Consider the following 20,620-nt stretch of genomic DNA (forward strand, 5'->3'; position numbering starts at 1 on the left):
CCTGCCGCAAACAGCTGGATCTCGGGCGGGGCGCCGGAGAGCCCAGTCATGATCGGCGTCAGGCTGGCACGGATGTCGGCCTGGTCGGCCGGAATATCGTAGCCGCCGGAGATGATGGCGCGGGCGTTCTTCGCTTCGAGCGTGGTGGCGCCGACGCGCAAGCGGCCGTCGCGGATCGTGAACAGGATCTGCGCCGAGGCGATCGCGATGGGACCTGCCGACAGCGCGGGCTCGACCAGCTGCCGGAGACGGTTGTCATCGGTGACCTGGCCGCCGTCGCTGGCGCGGATCGCGATCTCGAAGGCGCGCGGGTCGAGGCCGGTGATCTCGGCCGCGTTCAGCGTCACCGTGCCGTTGCCGGCCAGCGCGCCGGTCAGTGCCGCAACGCTGCGGCCCTGGCTGGTCAGCGCCATCTGCACCGAGGCGCGTCCCTTGGGCAGTGCGAGGTTGCGATAGCGCAGCGTCGTCGCATCGACATCGGTGAGCTCGATACGCGCGTTCAGCGCAAGACCGTTAGGGCCATTCCTGGCATCGAGGCTCGCGGCCATCTCGCCGCCGCCGACACTGCCCTTCAGGCCATCGAGCGAGAGCGCCTGGCCGTCGTTCCGGATCGTGCCGCTGAAGGGACGCACCTCGACGCCGCCCGGCAGGCTGCCGCGCAGGGCCTGGAAGGCGATCTTGCCGCGCCAGTTGCCGAGAAGCCCCACGCTCAGCGGCTCGCCGGCGTCACGTCCGGCCGCGCCAAGGGCGACCGCGAGCGCCGGCATGAGATCGAGCGTGTCGAGGCCGACCTCGCCCTCGACGCTTCTGTCCTGGTCCAGCGTCATCGCCAGACGGCCGCGCAGGCGCGAGCCGGCCGCGCTGCTGTCGAGATCGTCGAAGATCAGCTTGTTGCCGGACAGGCTGACCCGCGAGGACAGGCCGACATTCTGCGCCGACTTCTCGGTCGGGCTCATTCCGAACAGCGGCGCCAGATTGGCGTTGCGCACGCGCAGATTCGCACTGCCCTTGGATGCCGACCAATCGAAGCTGCCCTGCGCGTCCGCATCCAGACCGCCCGACAGCTTGGCGCTGAATTGCAGCGGCTTCTGCCAAACGCCACTCAGGCGGCCCTCGAACTGCGAAGTCCCCTCGCCTGCGGCAACCGCGCGATCAAGGCCGAGCAGCGCCAGCAGCGTCGCGGCCTGCGGCGTCGACACCTTCGAGTCCAGCGTGAAATCGCTGCTGCGCAGCCTGTCGATGTCGATGCCGTTGACCGCCGTCGCCGGGGTCTGAGCCGCCAATGTCGCGGTGGCCTTGAGCTGCGGCGCATCGAGATCGAACGTCGCGCGCGCGTCGCTGCGGTCGGCATGTTCGGCGTTCTTGTCGAGGCTGACGTTGAGCTTCAGGCGCGTGGCGCCCGGCAACGCTTCGATGGCATCGAACCGCGCGCGGACCATTGGTGCCAGCGGCTCGATCAGCGCAGCGAGCTCGCGCAGCGAGCCCGCCGACGATGTCAGCGCAAGCCGGCCGGTCGTGCGCGTGCGGTCGAAATTGCCGCTCGCTTCCGTGGTGACGCCGCTGGCCTGGCCAAATCGGAGCTGCTCCAACGAGAGCGATGTCGGGCCGTAGCCGAGCTTCGCCGTGAACGGCCGCAGCTCCTGGCCGGCCGAGATCGCGCGGCCGACATCGAGCGAAAGCTTTGCCTCCTCCGGCCATTCGCCTTGCGGCCCGGCCATCGCGCGTACGAAGGCCGATGCGACGTCGAGATCGAGGCGATCGGCCTTGAGCTCCGCATCGATCCGCGAGCCCTTGTTCGCGCCGACTTGCGCGAATGCGATCCGGCCCTCGACGGCGCCGCCTTCGATCTCGGCCTTCAGCTTCTCGATCGCGAGATGGTTGGCGGCGATCGTCACGTCGCCGGCAAGGCGCAGCGGCCTCGTGCTGCGGCGGTTGACGTCGCTGCGACCCTGGAGCCAGGCGACCAGCACATCGGGATCGGAGGATTCGACGCTGAGGCGGCCACTGAAACTGTCGGAGCCGGGAGCCGCGCCGTTCAGCGAAAGCTGCGTCATGCCGGGCGCGCGCAGCTCGAGCCGCTGGAAGGTCCAGGACTTGCCGTCGGTCTGCAGCTCGGCCGCGATGTTCTGCAGAGGACGGCCGCCCAGCATGATCTGGTCGGAATTGAACTCGATCTGCGCCGGGATTGGCGCCTGCGGGATCGCAGCGAGGCCGGCGCGCAGGACCGGGAGGATGCGCAGCGGCTCCGCATCGTCCTTGCCAGTCAGCTTGTCGGCATCGACCTGGCGCGCCGACAGCACCGCGCGCAGCAGCGGCGCCGCACCGAACCTGATGTCGCCGACGCCGCCGACCTTCAGCGCATTGTCCTCGGCGCCGAAGCTCGCGTCGATCTGCTCGAATTTCGCACCCGCCGGATCGGCCTTGAGCTTGGCGGCGAGCTTCCAGGGCGTCGGCCCCGCCTCGCCCGGCTTCTTGGGTACGGCCAGCGTCAGCGCGCCGTCGAACTTCGGCAGCCGGTTGTCGAAGGTGAGCACACCCTCGAGATCGGCCAGGATGGCGCGCTCGCCGGGATCGATATTGAGATGGAGCCGGGTGGCGCTGCCGTCGGCGCTCGGGCCGGAGGAGAGGCGGAACGGATAGCGGGTGCGCCCGAGGGTGAAATTGCCGTCGCCGCGCACCGAGCCGGCGAGCGAGCGCACGTCGCCGGAGAAGGCGATGTCGTTCAATTCCAGCGTCGAGCGGCTGGCGGCATCATGCAGGGCGATGCGGCCGGTGAGGTTCAGCCGCTCGATCGCGAGCGAGGCGAGATTGAAGCTGCTGCTCGCGGTGGACGGCAGGTCGACCCGACCCTTGGCATCGAGGCCGAGATCGACCGCCATGCCATTGACCGTGAGCTCGGTGGCGCGCCATTCGCCACGCATCAGCGAGCCCAGGCTGAACTCGACGTCGAGCTTGTCGGCGCGCAGGCGGCCGAGATCGTTGTTGCCGCCGAAGGTAACCGAGCGCAGGCGCAGCGTCGGCGCCGGCAGCAGCCGCGCGTCCAGCTCGCCCGCCACCCGCACCGGCACGCCGATGATCCGGGTCGCCTCCGCCTCGAACTGGGGCCGAAACTGGTTCCAGTCGACGAAGTAAGGCCCGATCAGCGCGGCCAGCAGCGCAATGATGAAGGCAATCGCTAATCCGAGCAGTGTCGTCTGCACGGGTCTCCCCTCGGCCAAACCGGCGCCCGGGCCAAACCCAAGCCTTGCGTCACTGCCTAAACCCGCGCCGGAACAATCCCTTATATAGGGCGAAGTGTGGCGAAGTCACAGCGACTGTTGCGCACGGAGGTTAACGCCGAGCCGCCTTACCAGCTCGCCGGCAGCCGCTTCAGGCCGCGCAGCACGAAGGTCGGCCGCCATTCCGGGTTCTCGACGTCGTCGATCCGCAAGTCCGGCAGCCGCCGCAGTAGCGTGGCGATGGCGATCTCGGCCTCGATGCGCGCCAGTTGGGCGCCCAGGCAGAAATGGATGCCGCCGCCGAACGACAGCGGCTTGACGTTCGGCCGGATGATGTCGAGCCGGTCGGGGCGATCAGGATAGACGGCCGGATCGCGGTTGGCCGAGCCGAGCAAGCACAGCACGGTCTCGCCCTTGGGGATCCGCACGCCGCCGAGGTCGTCGATGTCCTCCAGCGTGACCCGCCCGGTCATCTGCACCGACGAATCGTAGCGCAGGAATTCCTCGATCGCATTGGTGATCAGCTCAGGCTTCGCCTTCAGCAGTGCAAGCTGGTCCGGATTGCGATGCAGGGCCAACAGGCCGTTGCCGATCAGGTTGACGGTGGTCTCGTGGCCGGCGCCGAACAGCAGGATGATGTTGGCGGTCAGTTCCTCGTTGGTGAGCTTGTGGCCGTCCTCCTCGGCCTGCACCAGCTGGGTCGTGAGGTCGTCGCCGGGATTGCGGCGGCGCAGCTCGAACAACTGCTGGAAATACATCTGCGCCATCAGGTTGCCGGCGTTGCCCTGCTTGATCTCCTCCGGCGAGAGCGGCACGGGATCGAGCAGCCGGCCGCCATCGCGCGAGCTCTTGTAGAAGACTTCGCGATGGTCTTCGGGGATTCCGAGCATGTCGCAGATGATGGTGACCGGCAGGCGGAAGGCAAAATCCTCGATCAGGTCCATGTGGCCGTGATCCATCACCGCATCGATGGTCTGATCGACGATCTCCTGGATGCGCGGCCGCATGTCCTCGACGCGGCGGGCGGTGAAGGCCTTGACCACCAGGCCGCGCAGGCGGGTGTGATCGGGCGGATCGGCCTGCAGCATCCAGTGGCTCATGCTGCGGAAGACCGGCTCCTCCATGATCTTCTCGCCGTAGCGGCGCTTGGTGCGCTCGACATAGTCCTTGCCGAAACGCTTGTCGCGCATCACGAGGCTCACCTCGGCATGGCGGCTGGTGACGAACGAGCCGTAGGGCGAGAGGTGGACCGGATCGGTCGTGCGCAGCCGCGCATAGTGCGGATAGGGATCGCGGATGAAGTCCGGTGACAGCGGATTGAACAGCGGCCCGCCGCCTGCGGGTTGCACATGCTCGTTCATGGTGACCTCAAATCGGTTGCCGCATGACACGAATACGCCGGCGGCCCAAAGCCCGGCGTAACCATCCCTGAATATTCAACTCGATACATTGTTGTATCGAGTTGCATTCTCGCCTAATCTGCGCCGATGTCAAGGGTAAGAACCAGGCCGACCAGGGACGACACGCGCGACAAGCTGTTCGAGGCAGCCGCCCGCGTGTTCGAGCAGGAAGGCATCGGCAGTGCCAGCATCGAGGCGATCGCGGCCGCGGCCGGTTTCACCCGCGGGGCGTTCTATTCGAACTTCAAGAGCAAGGATGAGCTGATCATCGCGATGCTCGAAGACCATGTCGAGCAGTCGATCCGGCGCAATCTCGACATTCTCGCCGAGCATACCGATCTCGACGACTTCATTGCCGCCTTGAAATCGATGGATCGCAGCCGGCAGGATCCGCTTGGCCGCTCCCCGCTCCTGCACATGGAGATGATCCTCTACGTCGCGCGCGCCGAGAAACGCCGCCCCGAACTTGCAAAACGCCTGCGCGCCCGGCGCAAGCTGATTGCCGACATCGTCGAGACCACGCTGAAGGGCAACGGCAGGAATGGCGGACTCAACCCGTCATGGGCAGCGTCCGTCGTGCTGGCCTTGGAGGACGGCTTTCGCCTGCACCGGTTGATCGATCCGGAGACGACGCCGGCCGACAGTTTTATGCGCGCGATCACGGATTTGAGGCGCAGGACGGGATTGTCGCCGGACTAGGGTGTGGCTTCACAAAATCGTCGAGCCAGTTTTGCTCTCGAAAGCAGACGTTCAAGCGGCGTGGGCACATGTCGGGATTTGGGCAACTCCGGACTCATGCACCGCTGCAAATTGCGTGCTCTTCAATCATCTCATCGCGCTGGCGATGAGGGGCGTATTGGAGGCCCGCGCCGTAAGACAGAGCGGGCTCCGGTGCGAGAGCCCGGAGCCCTTATGTTGATTGCCCAAAGTCAAAGATGGATTCGGCGACTAGTATCTGGAGGCAGCCGGCGCGCCCCAGTTGAACAAGTAGTTGACACCAACTTTCACCATCTGGACATTGCGATTGTTGGAGGTGAACGTATCGCCAGCGAGGAACGGGGCCGTGGCGGGAATGACGAAAGTCCGGTTGCCCAAGCCGAGATAGTCGTATTCGAACTTCACCGTCCAATTGTTCGTGAACGCATATTCGAAGCCAGCCCCTACCAGCCAACCGCCGGCGTTGTTGCCGCAGTTTGTAAGGCCGAAGGTGCCGCAGGTGAAAGACGCGCCCGTCGTGAGGTTGGTGACGGTGAAGTTGTTGTTGCCGACCCAACCGCCGCCGGCCTTGCCATAGAACATCCAGTGGTCGACGGCCCAGCCGAAGCGAGCAGCCACTGTCGTGATCCAGCGATTGTTGTTGTTGGTGACCGCGATGGCTCCAACGCCCGGAATGAAAACACCGGCGCCGTTGTTGTTATTGTTGCCGGCCCAGTCGAAGTCCCATTCGCCGCCGATGACGAAGTTGCCGATCTGGTAATTGCCGCCGATCTGTCCGCCGCCGATGAATCTGCCGTTGTTATTGTTGTTGAAGTCTGTCAGGAAGAGCGTGTCGTGCCAGCGGTTGTTGGACCAGGCGCCTCCAATGTTGGCGCCGATGTAGAACCCGGTCCAACTGAACATGGGCACCGGCGGTGGCGGCGGCGGGGCCTTAACAGGCATATCCGCTGCTCCGGCGGCCGTTGTGCCGAGCGCAATGAGCGCGACACTTGCGGTCAACGTCTTATTCATTTGCGTCCCCTTCTGCAAAAACCGAGCACCATCCGAGCGATGTGAATCGCAGCCGCTGTATGCCCCTAAGGGAATGCAACAGCAGGAGCGGGAGGCTGCCTATGCAGATTTGGCAAAGTTGCAAAAAAAGCGGTAATGTTGCAGATCGGCAACTGTCTGAGGTTTGGCCGCGAAGCCAATGAACCATCGCTCGTGCGAAGCAACCGGTTACGCTGCGAGGTCGGCTCTTCCGTCACCAGCTGACCAATGCTCAAAGGCTCGCTAGATTGCAGCATTGGGTCAACAACCGAAGTCCTTAGAGCGGGCATAGAGCGCCTGGTTCTCCCCCGAGAGGGAACGATCTCTGGCTTAGGCACCAGAGGCGACTATGCCGATCGCTTCACCGCGACTGCATCGCGCGGCGCAACGTCGAGGCGGCCCAGCATCGCCCTCGCCTGCTCGGCGCTATGCTCGATCAGCCAGCGCTCGAATGCGACCGGCGCGAGCGCGGGCGCATAGAGGAAGCCCTGTACGACGTCGCAGCCGAGCTCGGCCAGCATCTTGCGCTGACCCTCGGTCTCGACGCCCTCGGCGACGACGGTCATGCCGAGGCCCTGCCCCACCCGCACCACGGCCGTGGCGATCGCGAGCGCGGCGGAATCTTTCTCGATGTCGCGCATGAAACTGCGGTCGATCTTCAGCTCGCGGATCGGCAGATGCGCGAGCCGGCTGAGGCTCGAATAGCCGGTGCCGAAATCGTCGACCGAAAGGCCGACGCCGAGCGCACGGATCGCGTGCATCGTCTCCAGCGCGGCCGCGCCGTCCTGCATGAACGTGCCTTCGGTAATCTCGAGCATCAGCGCATTCGGCGGCAGCTCGTATTCTGCGAGGATGTCGGCCAGCCGCGCGGCAAGCGCGACGTGGCGGAAATTGATCGGCGACAGGTTCACCGACACGGAGGGGATGTTGAGCCCGGCGCGGCGCCAGCTCGCCATCTGCCGGCAGGCCTCGCGCACCGACCACAGGCCGATCTGCTCGATCAGACCGCATTCTTCGGCGAGCGGGATGAACTTTGCGGGCGAGACCTCGCCGAGCACGGGATCGTGCCAGCGTGCGAGCGCCTCGACGCCGTGGACGGCACCGTCGCGGCTGCGGATCTGCGGCTGGTAGCTGAGGGTCAGCGCGTCCTCGGCGATGGCGCGGCGCAGCGCCGCGATGAGGGCCAGCCGCTGCTCGGCGAGCCCGTTCATCTCGGCGCTGAACAGACGGTGCGTCGAACGGCCCGCCTGCTTGGCCATGTACATGGCAGCATCGGCCTGCTGCATCAGCGTGTCGATGTCGGTGGCGTGATCGGGATAGAGGCTGATGCCGATGCTGGCCGACATCTGCATCGGCTTGGATCCGAGCCGCAAAGGCGCCGACAGCGCATCTGTGATCTGTCCCGCAACGCGCGCGGCGCTCTCCGCGTTGCGATTGGGCAGCAGGATGACGAATTCGTCGCCGCCCAGCCGGCCCAGCATGTCCGCGGGTCCGATCTGCTCGCGCAGGCGCTGCGCGAGCTGGACCAGGAGCTCGTCGCCCGCGGCGTGCCCCAGCGTGTCGTTGACGTCCTTGAAGTGATCGACGTCGAGAAAGGCGAGCGCGACATGGCCGCCGGTCGGACAGGCGTCGATCGCCGTGGTGATCAGGTGCCGCAACTGCGCGCGGTTCGGCAGGCCGGTGAGAATGTCGTGATAGGCGAGCCGCGCGATCTCGGCGCGCGCCTCCTTGCGCTCGATCGCGAAGGCGCCGAGGTCGACGCAGGCATCGACGATCCGCCGGTGCCAGTTGCTCGGCGCGCGCGACTGGCGGAAGTAGAAGGCGAAGGTGGCGATGACCCGGCCGTCCTTGGCCTTGATCGGCGTCGACCAGCATGCGCGCAAGCCCACTTGAAGCGGACGCGCCTTGTAGGGCTGCCAGCGCGGATCGGTGTCGAGATCGATCGCCAGCACAGGCCTTCCGTAGAAGGCGGCTGTTCCGCAGGAGCCCACATCGGGGCCGATCGCGATACCGTCGAGTGCGCGGGAATAATCCTCGGGCAGGCTCGGACCACCGAGCGGATGAACGAGGCCGGCGGAATCGACATGCAGCAGCGAGCAGACGACATCGGGAGCGATCTGCTCGACCCGGCGGCAGAGCCGGTCGGCAATCTCGGTGATCGGAACCTCGTCGGCGAGCGCGCTCATGATGAGCTGCTGAAGCGAGCGCAGCTGCCGGGTTTCGGTGATGTCCTCGAGCAGGGCGAAGAAGTGCTTGACGCGCCCCTTCGTGTCGCGAAAGGCGTCGATCCTGGCGCACACCCAGATCTCCTCGCCGTCCTTGTCGTAGACGAGCGTCTCGACCTCGCCGCGCCGACCGCCATGCATGAGACGCTCGACGAGCTTGCCGACCGCCTTGCGGTTGGTGTGACTGCCGGCAATCAGCTCGGCCGCGCGGCGTCCCTCGGCTTGCGCGCTGGTGTAGCCAAACAGCTTGGTGAAGGTCGAATTGACATAGCGGATGTTCTGGTCGGTGTCGGTGATGATCACCACGCGGTTGGTCTGGTCGGAGACGGCGTTGAGCAGGCCGATACGGACGCGGCGTTCGGCCTCGGCGGTGACGTCGCGCGCGAACACGATGTGATGGATGGCCCCCTCGGCCACAATCGATGCGAGCGATACGGCCGCCTTGATCCGGCTGCCGTCGCGGCGCACCAGGCTGATCTCGTCGCGGAAGTCCACGACCGGATCTGCCTGAAGGCACGTCAGGGAGAGAGCGGCCGCATCGCGGCCGAGCACGTCCGCGCGCGCGAGCTTCCAGATCCGCTCGGCAGCGGCGTTGAAATGGGTGATGCGGTGCGCGCTGTCGAGGATGACGACGCCATCGTCAGCACGCTCGAGCGCGGCCCGTAGGACGTCCGGAGTTTCGGTCACAAGGCAGTCGGAGGCAGACATCGTTGACCCGGAGGCATCGTGAAGATGCGACAATCGATCCGAAGCTAATGCTCCGATGGTGTCCAAGACGTTTTTGCAACCGAATGGCCTCCCGCCAAGGCGCGACATGATTAACATTCCGCGAAAGCGACGGCTGCAATACGATGCGTGCGGAACTCATTCCGCGCCGGGTCCCGCGTGAATCTTGTGCAGGCGGCCGGCCACGGCCCGCACCTTGCGCGGCGCCGCCTGCCAGATCGCAAGCGCCGACAATCCGCTCACCACGATGGCGATGGCGAACGCCAGCGTGTAGTCGCCGGTGCGATCGTAGAGGACCCCGGTCAGCCACGGACCGGCCGCGCCGCCGGCGAGCGCCGCGAGCATGATCGTGCCGAAGATGCTGCCCTGGTGCCTGCCCTGGAAGATCTCGAACACCACCGCGCCCATGATCGAGGTGAGGCCGTAGCCGAGCGCGCCTTGCGTGAACACCATCAGGTAGACTAGCCACAGCGAGGGCTCGAACTTCAGGGCGATCAACGCCGCGAAACAGATCGCGAATCCTGCGCTGCTCGCCGCCCAGATCCATTCCCGCCCGACCCGGTCGGAGAGATGGCCGAGCAGGATCTGGCCGGGAATTCCGAGCAAGCTGACGATGCCGAGCGCCCACACCGCGACGTTCGCGCTGAAGCCGATGTCGAGCAGGAATTTGGTCTGGTGCACCTGCACGGCGTACCAGATGTACAGGCCGCAGAAATAGCCGAGTGCGATCCACCAGAAGCGCGCGGTTCCGAGCGCGCGCCTGAGCGTCCAGTCGGTGCCGGCCCAGGCCGGATCGACAACGTTGGAGACAGGCTTTGCCGCCCCCGCGGCCGGCGCTGCATCGCCGTCAGGTCGAAGGCCGATGTCTTCGGGCCGCTTGCGCAGGAACAGATTGATCGGCGCCAGCACGATCAGGATGAGCAGGCCCATCGCGGTGCAGGCGGTGCGCCAGCCGGTCTGCTCGATCAGATGCTGCACCCATGGCAGCAAGCTCACCGAGCCGATGCCGACGCCGGCAAAAGCGATGCCGATGGCAAAGCCGCGCGTGCGGATGAACCAGTTCGGCAGGAACAGCGATTGGCCGGAATAACCGAGGCAGACGCTGCCGGCGCCGACCATGACGCCGAGGGTCACATAGAGATGCCAGGGCTGACTGGTGAGCGGCGCGAGCAGCATTCCGCCGCCCATCAGCGCAACGCCAAGCTCCATCACCGCGCGGGGACCGGCCCGGTCCATCAGCCGGCCGATCAGCGGGCTGACGACGCTCGACGCCACGAAGCCGAACGAGAAGGCGCCCGCCGTGACGCCGCGCTCCCAGCCGAATTCGGAGATGATCGGCGGAAAGAACAGCGAGAAGGCCGTGCGCGCGTTGACGCCGATCGCCATGGTGACGAAGGTCACGGCGACCACGATCCAGCCGTAGAAGAACGGAAGCCGCATGTTGTGTTTGTTTCATCCCTGGACGATCTTTCCGAGCATCTGGGGATGCCAGGGTCAAGCGCTTTTCGCGCATGCCCGTTGGGCGGCGCGTTCAGGCGGCGTCGCGCCGCGAAGGTTGAACGGACGCACCGAACTCAATTCGGTCGACCGGCTGCGGGCGTCCGAGCAGATAGCCTTGCGCGAAATTGACGCCGAGCGCGGTCAGCCGCTCGAACTCCTCAGGGGTCTCGATGCCCTCCGCGGTGACCGACATGTCCAGTCCACGCGCCAGCGTCACGATCGAGGAGATGATGGCCGAACTGCGCGGCTGATGCGTCAGGTTGCGGATGAAGGACTTGTCGATCTTGATCTTGTCGAACGGGAACGCCGTCAGATAGCTGAGCGACGAATAGCCGGTGCCGAAATCATCGAGTGCGAGCTCGACGCCAATGCTCTTGAGCCGCTCCATGAAGGCGAGGTTCTCCACGCCGCGCTCCAGGAGGACCGACTCGGTGATCTCGATCTCGAGACGCTCTGGCGGCAGACCGGAATCCCTCAGCGCCGCAGAGATCACCTCGAACAGCTCGGCTTCCTTGAACTGGATCGGAGACAGGTTCACGGCGACCATCAGCTCCGCGGGCCAGGTCGCGGCATCCGCACAGGCGCGCCGCAACACCCATTCGCCGAGCGGCACGATCAGCCCGGTCTCTTCCGCGAGCGGAATGAACTGGTCCGGCGGAATCAAGCCCCGGCTCGGATGCCGCCAGCGCACCAGCGCCTCGAATCCGCGGCACCCGCCGCCGATGACGTCGACGAATGGCTGATAGTGCAGCTCGAGCTGGCAGCGCGCGATGGCATCGCGTAGGTCGCCTTCCAGCGTGTTGCGCGCCACGAGCTCGGCCGACATCGCCTCATCGTAGACGGTGAAGCAGTTGCGGCCCGCCGATTTCGAGCGGTACAGCGCAAGGTCGGCCTTCTTCAATAGCTGCTCCTGGTCGCGGCCGTGCTCCGGCGCGATCGCGATGCCGATGCTGGTGCCGATCTCCACGCGATGTCCGGGCAGCAGGAACGGCTCGGCCACCAGCTTTGCGATGCGCGCGGCGAGTTCGGTGGAGCAGACCCGCTGATCCTCGCAGCCCTCCTGGATGATCGCGAATTCGTCACCGCCGAGCCGCGCCAGCACGTCGCTCTCCCGCAGCGCCAATTTCAGGCGCTGCGCCACCTGCCGCAGCAGCAAGTCGCCGGCCCCGTGACCAAGGGAGTCGTTGACGTTCTTGAAACGGTCGAGGTCGAGCATCAGGATCGAGAAGGTCAAGCCGCTCTCCTCCAACTGACGGTTGATCTCGTCGAGCTGTGCGAGAAAGAACGCGCGATTCGGCAAGCCTGTCAGGATGTCGGTCTGGGCGAGCTCCAGCACCCGGCGGTTCGCCAGCGACAGCCGCCGGGCGTTGCGGCTTGCGAGCACGATATAGGTGGCAAGCGACAGCGTCAGCAGCATGCCGACGATCAGCACCGTGAGCGCGCGGTCGTACGACGTCTCCAGCGTGCCTCCGGCCGTCGGGATGGCACGGACCTGCCAATCGCTATCGCCGATCCTGAGTATCCCCGACCAGTGCACGCCGCGCGCGACGTCGCGCATCGACTGCGGCGCGGCGGGTGCGGACGAGAAATCCGGCATTGACCGCTCAAGGCTGACGATCTGCCCCGAGAACGGCGGATAGACATTGACGCTGATTGCCGGACTTGCCGCGGTCGTGGCCCGGATCGATTGCAGCAACAGCGGCAGGTCGAAGATGCCGACGACGAAACCCGCAAGATTGCGGCGGCGATCGGCAACCGTCTCGCGCGAGGTGCCCTTGGCATAGACCGGCACCACGACGAGGACGTTCGGCTGTTGGCCGCCCTCTTTCGGACCATAGAGCTCGGTCCGGAGCGCGGCGATTCGATCGTTGTCCCGTGCGCGCTCGAGTGCCGCGCGGCGGTCCGGAACGGTCGCGTAGTCCATGCCGTAGACGGCCGACGTCTTCGGCTGCGTCGAATAGAAGACCGGAAAGTACTCATCGCTCTGCGGCGCAGTCGCAAAGCCCTGACCATCTTCTTGGCCCTGGAGCGACTTGATGCGATAGCCGGATACGCCGTCGGCCACCGCCGCGGCCTCGTATTCGGCACGCTCCTTGCGATCGACGCGCGGCAGCCAGGCGATGCGCAGCATGCCCGGATGGCGTTCGAACAGCCGGCCGCTGAAGGTCTCGAACTCGCTGCGCGTGATTTCCTCGTTGGCCGATTCGAACAGGGTGCGCAGAGCCAGGAGCCTGCTGATGTATTCGTTCATGCCATTCTGCATGACGATGGATTCAGTCTCGGCGGCGCTGTCGAACTCGACCTTGTTGACGCGGTCCTCCCATCTCGACACGGCGGCCGCGCCGACCAGCGAGAACAGAAGGCCGACGCAGGCCGCGACCAGCGCAGGACGATAGAGCCCCAACAGCGGCGCGGAACGCCACCGTCCAATCATGCGCTTCCGATCCTGATCATTCTGATCGTGATCGCCCATCTTGATCCGCAGTCCCCTTGCCGCGCGGCGGATCGCACCTCTGGTTGAGCCGCCGAGGCAACGATCGGACAAGGAACGGAGTTAAGAAGTGCACAATTTCGCAAGCCGGACGTCCCGCATTGCGCGGCTTAGTTAACGATTGATCCGCAAGTCGGTCCATTCCGGTCGTAAGTTGCAGCTTTTCCCCGCAGTCTTACGGAGCGTCCTTGCAAGGGGGTTAGCGAGCTGTTCAGCTGCCCGCACTATCGTTCCTGCAATTCTTCCAGCATCCGGCAACCGTCTTCATGAAACGATCGCGAGCAGCAACCTGCGTCGCCCTCATCGTCGTGCTGCTGGCCGCGCTCGCGCCCGCAGCCAGGGGCGATGAGGCCGGCGTCAGCGCAGATGCGATCCTGTTCGGCCAGGCGGCCGCGCTCGAGGGCCCCTCGTCGGCGCTCGGACAGCGCATGCGCCAAGGCATCGTCGCCGCGTTCACCGAGATCAATGCCAGGGGTGGCGTACACGGCCGCAGGCTGCAATTGCTCAGCCGCGACGACGGCTACGATCCCGACCGTTCGGTGGTGCAGACGCTGCGGCTGATCGAGGACGACAAGGTGTTCGCGCTGATCGGCGCGGTGGGAACGCCGACAGCGATGGCCACCATTCCGATCACCAGCGCCAGGAACGTTCCCTTCATCGGCCCGTTCACCGGCGCCGAATTCCTGCGCGACCTCGAGCTGCCGAACGTCGTGAACATTCGCGCCAGCTACGGCGCCGAGGCCGAGGCGTGGATCAAGCACCTCACCGAGGATCGCAAGTTCACCCGCATCGGCATCTTCTACCAGGACGACGCCTTCGGCCGCGACGGTCTCGCCGGCGTGAAGAGCGCGCTCGCAAAGCGCGGCCTCGAGCTCGCTGCCGAAGGCACCTTCGAGCGCAACACCCGCGCGGTCGGCTCGGCCTGGCGGATGTTGAGGCGCGCCGAGCCGGAAGCCATCGTCATGGTCGGCACCTATGGCCCCTGCGCCGAATTCATCAAGCGCGCGCACCGCAGCGGCTTCTATCCGACCTTCGTCAACATCTCCTTCGTCGGCGCCAATGCGCTGGCGCGGGAGCTCGGCGCGGAAGGCGAAGGCGTCATCGTCTCGCAGGTCGTCCCATTTCCCTGGGATCGCACGCTGAGGCTCGTCGCCGACTATCAGGCGGCGCAGAAGGCGTATGATCCGACGCTGCCGCCGGACTTCGTGTCGCTCGAAGGCTATCTGTCCGGCCGCCTTGCCGCCGCGGCGCTGGAGAAGACCGGCCCCAATCCGACACGGGCGGGCCTCTTGCGCGTAATCAACGATGTCGGCCGCTTCGACATCAGCGGCAGTATCGTCACCGTCGGAGCGCATGCAATCGATACGCCGCCAAAGGTGTTTTTGACCGTGATTCAGAAGGACGGGACCTTCAAGCCGGTCGATCGGCTGTAGGCAGCCTCAGGGCCGGCGTGTCCAGCAGTCGGCATTGACCGCGCCCGGCGGGATCTCGCCCTTGATGATCGCCTCGACCTGCCGCACCGTTTCCAGCGACTGATATTCGATCGCCTGCGGGGTCAGCCCGCCGACATGGGGCGTCGCGATGACGTTGGGGAGCGCGGCCAGTTCCGGCGTCGGCATCTGGTCGGGCGCGCGGCCGACATCCATCGCCGCGCCGGCGATGCGCCCTTCGCGTAGCGCCCTCGCAAGCGCCGCCTCGTCGACGAGATTGCCGCGCGAAAGATTGATGAACACGGCATGCTTCTGCATGCGTGCAAGCGCCGTATCCCCGATCAGGTTCTCGGTCTGCTCATTGGCGATGGCGAGGCAGACGACATAGTCCGACGCCGACAACAGCTCGTCGAGGCCGACCTGCCTGATGGCGCTGTCGCCGACGGTCGCGAAGGGATCGGACACCAGCACGTCCATCCGCAGCACCTTCGCGATCTCGGCGAGATAGCGGCCGATGCTGCCATAGCCGATGATGCCGATCCTGCTGCCGGCGAGCTGGCGGCCCATCCGCGCCTCCACCTTGCGGCCGGCCTGATAGTCCGCCGTCGTCCGCGACACGCCGCGCGACAGATCGACCATGAAGCCGAGCGCGAGCTCGGCCACCGCCTGCACGAAACCGGGCCCGGCGCGGGTCACGAGCACGCCGGCTTGCGAAGCGGCGTCGACATTGACATTGCGGATGTCGACGGCACAGCGGACGAAGGCGCGCAGATCCGGAAGCTGCGCAAAAATCTCGCCGCGGCCTTCGGTCATGCGATCGGCGACGATGATGTCAGCATCCTTCGCCGCGCGAACGAGGCTAGCGGAATCGAGCGGCTGATCGCCCTCGTGCAGGATCACTTCGGCGATCGCCTGCAGCCCGCTCAGGCTGCGCGCGCCGTAATAGTTCCGGCGCATCTCCGGCGTGTGAGCCAACAGGACTTTCACGGCAAAGCTCCTTCAGTAGCCGAATGCGCGCGGCAGCGCGGTGCTGAGCCACGGCACGAAGGCGATCACCAGCAGGCACAGCATCATGAGGCCAAGATATCCCATGATCGGCTTCACCGTCTGCTCGATCGGCACGTTGCCGATCAGACAGGCGCCGTAGAGGCCGAGGCCGAGCGGCGGCGCGAACAGGCCGATGCCCATGGCGATGACCAGCACGACGCCGAAATGCAGGGGATCGACGCCGAGCTGCACCGCCACCGGCAAGAGCAGCGGGCCGAAGATGATGAGCGCGGCCGCGCCTTCCAGCACCGAGCCCATCACGATCAGCACCGCGATCGCGAGCAGCATGAACAGCCAGACGCCGCTGGTCTTGGACAAGGAAAGCATGAAATCGCCGACGGCGTGCGGCACCTGCTGCAGGGTCAGCGTGAAGGCGAGCGATTGCGCGGCGGCGACGATGAACAGCACCAGCCCCGCGCGCGTCGCCGCCTGCACGAAACTGTGCGCGGCCGATTTCAGGCTGAGCTCGCGGAACACGAGACTGCCGATGACGAGCGCATAGGCGACCGCGAAAGCGGATATCTCGGTGGCCGTGGCAAAGCCGGTCTTGAAGCCGAAGAAGATCATGAAGATCAAGCCGAACGAAGCGATCGCGCCGGTCCAGAGGCCCGACACCGGCGTCTCCGGCTCGACCTCCTCGACCGTGGCGGGCCGCTTGCCGAAGATGATGGAGACGACGATCAGGACCAGCGCCATCAGCGCCGAGGGCAGCAGCCCAGCGACGAACAGGCCGCCGATCGACAGATTCACCACAAAACCCAGGATGATCAGGTTGATGCAGGGCGGAATGGTTTCCGCCATCACCGCCGATGCGGCGAGCAACGCCACCGCGCCGCCCGGGTTCTGCTTCGAGCGGCGCGCTGCCGGGATCAGCACGGAGCCGACCGCGGCAACGTCGGCCATCTTCGAGCCCGAGATACCCGAGAACAGCACCATCGAGGCCACCATCACGACGTTCAGGCCGCCGCGCATGCGCCCCACCGCGCGCTGCAACAGCTCGATCAGACGCACCGACATGCCGTTGGCTTCCATGAGGTAGCCGACGAGAATGAAGAACGGGATCGCCAGCAGCACGAAATTATCGATGCCGCGCGCCATCTGCTGGGCAAAGATGACGCCGGGCAGCGCACCCTCGACCCAGATGAAGATCAGCGCGGCGAGCGCCAGCGCAAAGCCGATCGGCAGGCCGCCGAACAGCGTCGCGAAGAAGCCGATCAGCATCAGCGTGCCTGATGACGGCACCGTTGACGGCGACAGAAAGTCCCAGGCGAAGTACAAGGCGGTGACCACGGCGATCGCAACCAGGCCCTTGGCGATGTCGGGGAGCGGCCGTGCGCAGAGGTGATCGATCGCGAACACCGCCATGAACAGTGCACCGATGCCCATCGGGTAGAAGGTCAGCTCCAGCGGCAGGCCCGAGCCGGTGGTCTGGCCCGCCGTCAGCGAGCCCAGCTTAATCGCGTTGTAGGCGACGTAACCGGAGATCAGCACGATCAGCAGCGCGCCCGCGGCATCGACCAGCGCGCGCAGCCGCAACGGCAGCATGTCGCGAAAGAAGGAGACGCCGACATTCTCACCGCGCGCCAGCGCGCTCGCCGCGCCGAAGAAGGCCGATCCGACCATCAGTCCGCGCGCGACGTCATCAGACCACTCGACCGGCGCGTTGAAGAAGAAGCGCAGCAGTACGGAACCGCACACCACCACGAGATCGGCGGCCAGCAGGATGGCCGCGATCGCATCGCTGGCGCGAAGAAGCAAGGTGATGCCCCCGTGGCGGCCGCCCGAGAGGGACGCGGCGCCTGTCATCGCCGCCTCAGGCCTGGGTCGCGCGGATCATGTCGATGACCGGCTTGGACTCGGGCCGCGCCTTGATGAAGTTGTCGGTCTGCGGCATGACGCGCTTCCTAAACGCTTCACGATCGCATTCGGCGACCGTCACGCCCTTGTCGGTGAGCGCTGCCAGCGCCTCCTTCTCCACCGCAAGCCCGTGCGTGCGCGTATCGGCCGCGGCCTTCTTGGCGGCGTCGAGAAAACTCTCGCGCAGCTTCGGATCCATGCGATTGAAGGTCATGTCGCTGAAATAGATCGCCAGCGGCGAGAAGTTGTGCTGCGTCAGCGCATAGAACTTCGCCGTTTCGAAAAACTTGCTGGCGAGGATGGTCGGCGGATCGTGCTCGAGCCCGTCCAGCACGCCGGCCTGCAATGCGGTGTAGATCTCGCCGAACGCCAGCGGCGTCGCGGCCGCGCCCATCAGGCGCAGACATTCGGTGATGACGGGATTGGGCAGCGTCCTGATCTTCAGGCCCGCGAGGTCCTCGGGAGTCTTCACCGGCTTCTTCGCCAGCACGCTGCGCGAGCCGAAATTGTACGCCCAGGCGATGATCCGGATATTGCCGCCCTTGAGCAGCGCATCCTCGATCGGCTTGGCGGCGCCGGCATCGAACGCCTTGGTCTGCTGCGGGAAGCTGCTGAAGAGGTAGCCGAGGTCGAAGGTGCCGACGAGCGGCACCAGATTGGCCGAGATCGACGAGCCCGACACCATGAGGTCGATGACGCCGAGCTTCACCGAATTGATGACGTCGATTTCCTGACCGAGCTGGTTGTCGGGGAAGAAGGACACCTCGATCTGCTCGCCGAGCCCATTCGCCTTCAGATTCTTGACCAGATTGTCATAGTAGACGCGGCCGTTGGCGTATTTCGGATCGTTCGGCAGCGAGGAGGAGCATTTCAGCTTCATCGTCGCGGCTTGGGCGCGGCCGATGATCGCGGGAGAGAGCACCAGGCCGGCGGTCATCGCCATCGACGACTTGATGAACGCGCGACGGCTCACGGGCACGATGGTCATGATGCAGTCTCTCCCAAGCATTTTTTGTTCGGCCCCGATCATTGTCGCGACCTGTTGCCCGGACTGTATGGCCAAAGCGACAGCGCACGCAAGGGTCGCGCCCAGTGACGGAGCAAGCATCCGCGAAGCAGACATTTCGGCGTAGATCGCGGCACAAGGCCTACGTTTGCCGATGTTTCGATGAATGCTGCGCAATGATCCGGTGACCTAAGGGCCTGCGGAGTGGGTTTGACGCGGATCGATCCAATTCAGGTATGAATCAATGCAGAACGCATATTGATTGCGCCTTGCTGATTGGGTTTTCGACTGCCGAGCGTCCTTCGGCACGCGACACAAAAAGAAAGAGCTGCGGGAGATCGCGCTCCCGCAGCTCTTGTCGATTGATGATGCCGTAACGTCAGCGCGAATGCGCGCCGCTCAACTGACCGCTCGCCGCCTCGACATCTCGCGACGGCCGCAACGCGTAGGCGCCATCGCCGAGGAGAGCCTGCGCCACCAGCGCGATCGCCCAGAAGGCGGGGTATTCCCAGCCGCCCTTCGGATTGCTGAAGAAGAATCCGGCGGCCCCATGCACCGTGAAGATCGCGCCCAGCAGGATCGGGATGCCCGCCAGCGCCGCATAGCGGGTCCACACGCCGAGGATGAGGGCGACGCCACTCAGCACCTCGACCGCGATCACGAGATAGGCGAGTTCGGGCGGGAAGCCGAGGCTGCCGAAGAACTTGGCGGTGCCGGCAGGCGTGAATACGAACAGTTTCAGGCTGGCATGGGCCAGAAACAGCGCGCCCAGTGTCACGCGCAGCACCAGCGCGGCGTAGGGAGCGGTGCGGGAATCGATCATGACGGTCTCCATTGTTGGATCCGATATGATCTATTCTCAATGGAGTGATAATCCGCTATTCTGGAAATATAGCTCACACTGACAGAGTGAAGTCATTTTGCTCGACCGCCTCACCAGCCTCGAGGTCTTCGCCAAGGTGGCGGCCATTGGCAGCCTGTCCGGCGCAGCCCGCGCCATGGGCCTGTCGCAGACCATGGTCACCAAGCATGTGGCGTCACTGGAGGCGCGGCTTGGGATCAGGCTGTTCCACCGCACCACAAGACGGCTGTCCATCACCGAGGCCGGACGCAGCTATCTCGAATCCTCCGAGCGGATCCTCGCTGACATGGAGGCTGCCGACGCTGCGGTCGCGCGCGAGCGCGTCGAGCCGCGCGGACTGCTGCGGGTCAATGGGCCCGTCGTGTTCGGCACAAGGCAGATCGCGCCCCTCATCGCAGAGTTCAGCGACCGCCATCCCGAGGTCACGATCGAGCTCGGCTTTAACGATCGCCTGGTCGACCTCGCCGAGGAAGGCTGGGACCTCGCGATCCGCATCGGCAAGCTGCGCGACTCCAGCATGGTGGCGCGGCGGCTCGCGCCGAACCGCCTGGTCGTCTGCGCCGCGCCGTCCTATCTGGCGAAGCACGGCACGCCGCGCAACGTCGCCGACCTCGCCGCCCATAATTGTCTCGGCTACACACTTTCGCAGCAGGCGAGCGCGGCGGAATGGCTGTTCGGCGCGGACGGCGAGATCCGTGTCCGGGTCAGCGGCAATCTGCGCGCCAACAATGGCGATGCGCTGCGCGCCGCAACGCTCGCCGGGCTTGGGCTGGCGCGACAGCCGACCTTCATCGTCGCCGACGACCTGCGCGCAGGCACGCTCATCGCACTTCCGCTCGACCAACCCGAGATCCAGACATCGGCGGTGCATGCGGTCTACCTGCCCGACCGCCGGCCGCCGGCCAAGGTGCGCGCCTTCATCGACTATCTCGCCGCGCGGTTTTCGCCAGTCCCGCCCTGGGACCACGGACTGCCGTGACGCGCACGGCTCGGCGCGACCGGGTCCGGCAGGTCCCTGCCCCATTTTGTCGCACGCTTCGTCGCATGTCTTTTCGCTGCATGTCTTGGAGCGTGAGCCAGCGCACAGACGGCAACGTGGCGAAGGCCTAGAA

General features: G+C 65.6%; 13 protein-coding genes. 3 read left to right on the top strand and 10 right to left on the bottom strand.

Going from position 1 to position 20,620, the window contains the following annotated elements; translation table 11 throughout:
* Both AXW67_RS11195 and AXW67_RS11200 read right to left on the bottom strand, forming a co-directional pair.
* On the bottom strand, window positions 1-3,200 hold a 3,200-nt coding region (locus AXW67_RS11195), incomplete at its 3' end, for an AsmA family protein (protein ID WP_063678044.1).
* Between the two features lie 146 nt (window positions 3,201-3,346).
* Complete coding sequence (locus tag AXW67_RS11200) at window positions 3,347-4,579, bottom strand: cytochrome P450 (RefSeq protein WP_027551366.1); 1,233 nt, start codon at window positions 4,577-4,579, stop codon at window positions 3,347-3,349.
* 126 nt (window positions 4,580-4,705) lie between these two features.
* Here AXW67_RS11200 and AXW67_RS11205 point away from each other — a divergent pair, with 126 nt between their 5' ends.
* Window positions 4,706-5,317 (top strand): TetR/AcrR family transcriptional regulator, encoded by a 612-nt coding sequence (locus AXW67_RS11205; protein ID WP_063677927.1) that lies wholly within the window; start codon window positions 4,706-4,708, stop codon window positions 5,315-5,317.
* A gap of 249 nt (window positions 5,318-5,566) precedes the next feature.
* Here the strand turns inward: AXW67_RS11205 and AXW67_RS11210 are convergent, their stop codons facing one another.
* The 4 genes from AXW67_RS11210 to AXW67_RS11225 all read right to left on the bottom strand — a co-directional run bounded on the left by AXW67_RS11210 (window position 5,567) and on the right by AXW67_RS11225 (window position 13,249).
* Complete coding sequence (locus tag AXW67_RS11210; protein WP_145927543.1) at window positions 5,567-6,364, bottom strand: outer membrane protein; 798 nt, start codon at window positions 6,362-6,364, stop codon at window positions 5,567-5,569.
* 347 nt (window positions 6,365-6,711) lie between these two features.
* Window positions 6,712-9,297 carry an EAL domain-containing protein gene (locus AXW67_RS11215; protein ID WP_063677929.1) on the bottom strand — a complete coding sequence of 862 codons (2,586 nt, stop codon included), beginning with the start codon at window positions 9,295-9,297 and terminating at the stop codon, window positions 6,712-6,714.
* Between the two features lie 156 nt (window positions 9,298-9,453).
* Window positions 9,454-10,755 carry an MFS transporter gene (locus AXW67_RS11220; protein ID WP_063677930.1) on the bottom strand — a complete coding sequence of 434 codons (1,302 nt, stop codon included), beginning with the start codon at window positions 10,753-10,755 and terminating at the stop codon, window positions 9,454-9,456.
* Window positions 10,756-10,846: 91 nt separating this feature from the next.
* The gene (locus AXW67_RS11225) at window positions 10,847-13,249 is read right to left on the bottom strand and encodes a bifunctional diguanylate cyclase/phosphodiesterase (protein WP_063678045.1); all 2,403 of its coding nucleotides are present in this window, start codon (window positions 13,247-13,249) and stop codon (window positions 10,847-10,849) included.
* A 323-nt stretch (window positions 13,250-13,572) separates the two neighbouring features.
* Here AXW67_RS11225 and AXW67_RS11230 point away from each other — a divergent pair, with 323 nt between their 5' ends.
* Complete coding sequence (locus tag AXW67_RS11230; protein ID WP_063677931.1) at window positions 13,573-14,739, top strand: ABC transporter substrate-binding protein; 1,167 nt, start codon at window positions 13,573-13,575, stop codon at window positions 14,737-14,739.
* Between the two features lie 6 nt (window positions 14,740-14,745).
* Here AXW67_RS11230 and AXW67_RS11235 read toward each other — a convergent pair whose 3' ends face one another.
* From AXW67_RS11235 to AXW67_RS11250, 4 genes are all read right to left on the bottom strand, one after another.
* Window positions 14,746-15,723 carry a hydroxyacid dehydrogenase gene (locus AXW67_RS11235; RefSeq protein ID WP_063677932.1) on the bottom strand — a complete coding sequence of 326 codons (978 nt, stop codon included), beginning with the start codon at window positions 15,721-15,723 and terminating at the stop codon, window positions 14,746-14,748.
* Between the two features lie 12 nt (window positions 15,724-15,735).
* Window positions 15,736-17,589 (bottom strand): TRAP transporter large permease, encoded by a 1,854-nt coding sequence (locus AXW67_RS11240; RefSeq protein ID WP_063677933.1) that lies wholly within the window; start codon window positions 17,587-17,589, stop codon window positions 15,736-15,738.
* 7 nt (window positions 17,590-17,596) lie between these two features.
* Window positions 17,597-18,628 (bottom strand): TRAP transporter substrate-binding protein, encoded by a 1,032-nt coding sequence (locus tag AXW67_RS11245; RefSeq protein WP_063677934.1) that lies wholly within the window; start codon window positions 18,626-18,628, stop codon window positions 17,597-17,599.
* Window positions 18,629-19,025: 397 nt separating this feature from the next.
* Window positions 19,026-19,469: a DoxX family protein gene (locus AXW67_RS11250; RefSeq protein ID WP_027555810.1), complete on the bottom strand. Its 444-nt coding sequence runs from the start codon at window positions 19,467-19,469 to the stop codon at window positions 19,026-19,028.
* Between the two features lie 97 nt (window positions 19,470-19,566).
* Between AXW67_RS11250 and AXW67_RS11255 the strand changes: the two genes are divergently transcribed.
* A complete protein-coding gene (locus AXW67_RS11255; protein WP_063677935.1) occupies window positions 19,567-20,487 on the top strand; it encodes a LysR family transcriptional regulator in 921 nt (306 codons plus the stop codon).
* Window positions 20,488-20,620: the final 133 nt, after the last annotated feature.

Source organism: Bradyrhizobium neotropicale (genome assembly GCF_001641695.1).
Classification (GTDB): domain Bacteria; phylum Pseudomonadota; class Alphaproteobacteria; order Rhizobiales; family Xanthobacteraceae; genus Bradyrhizobium; species Bradyrhizobium neotropicale.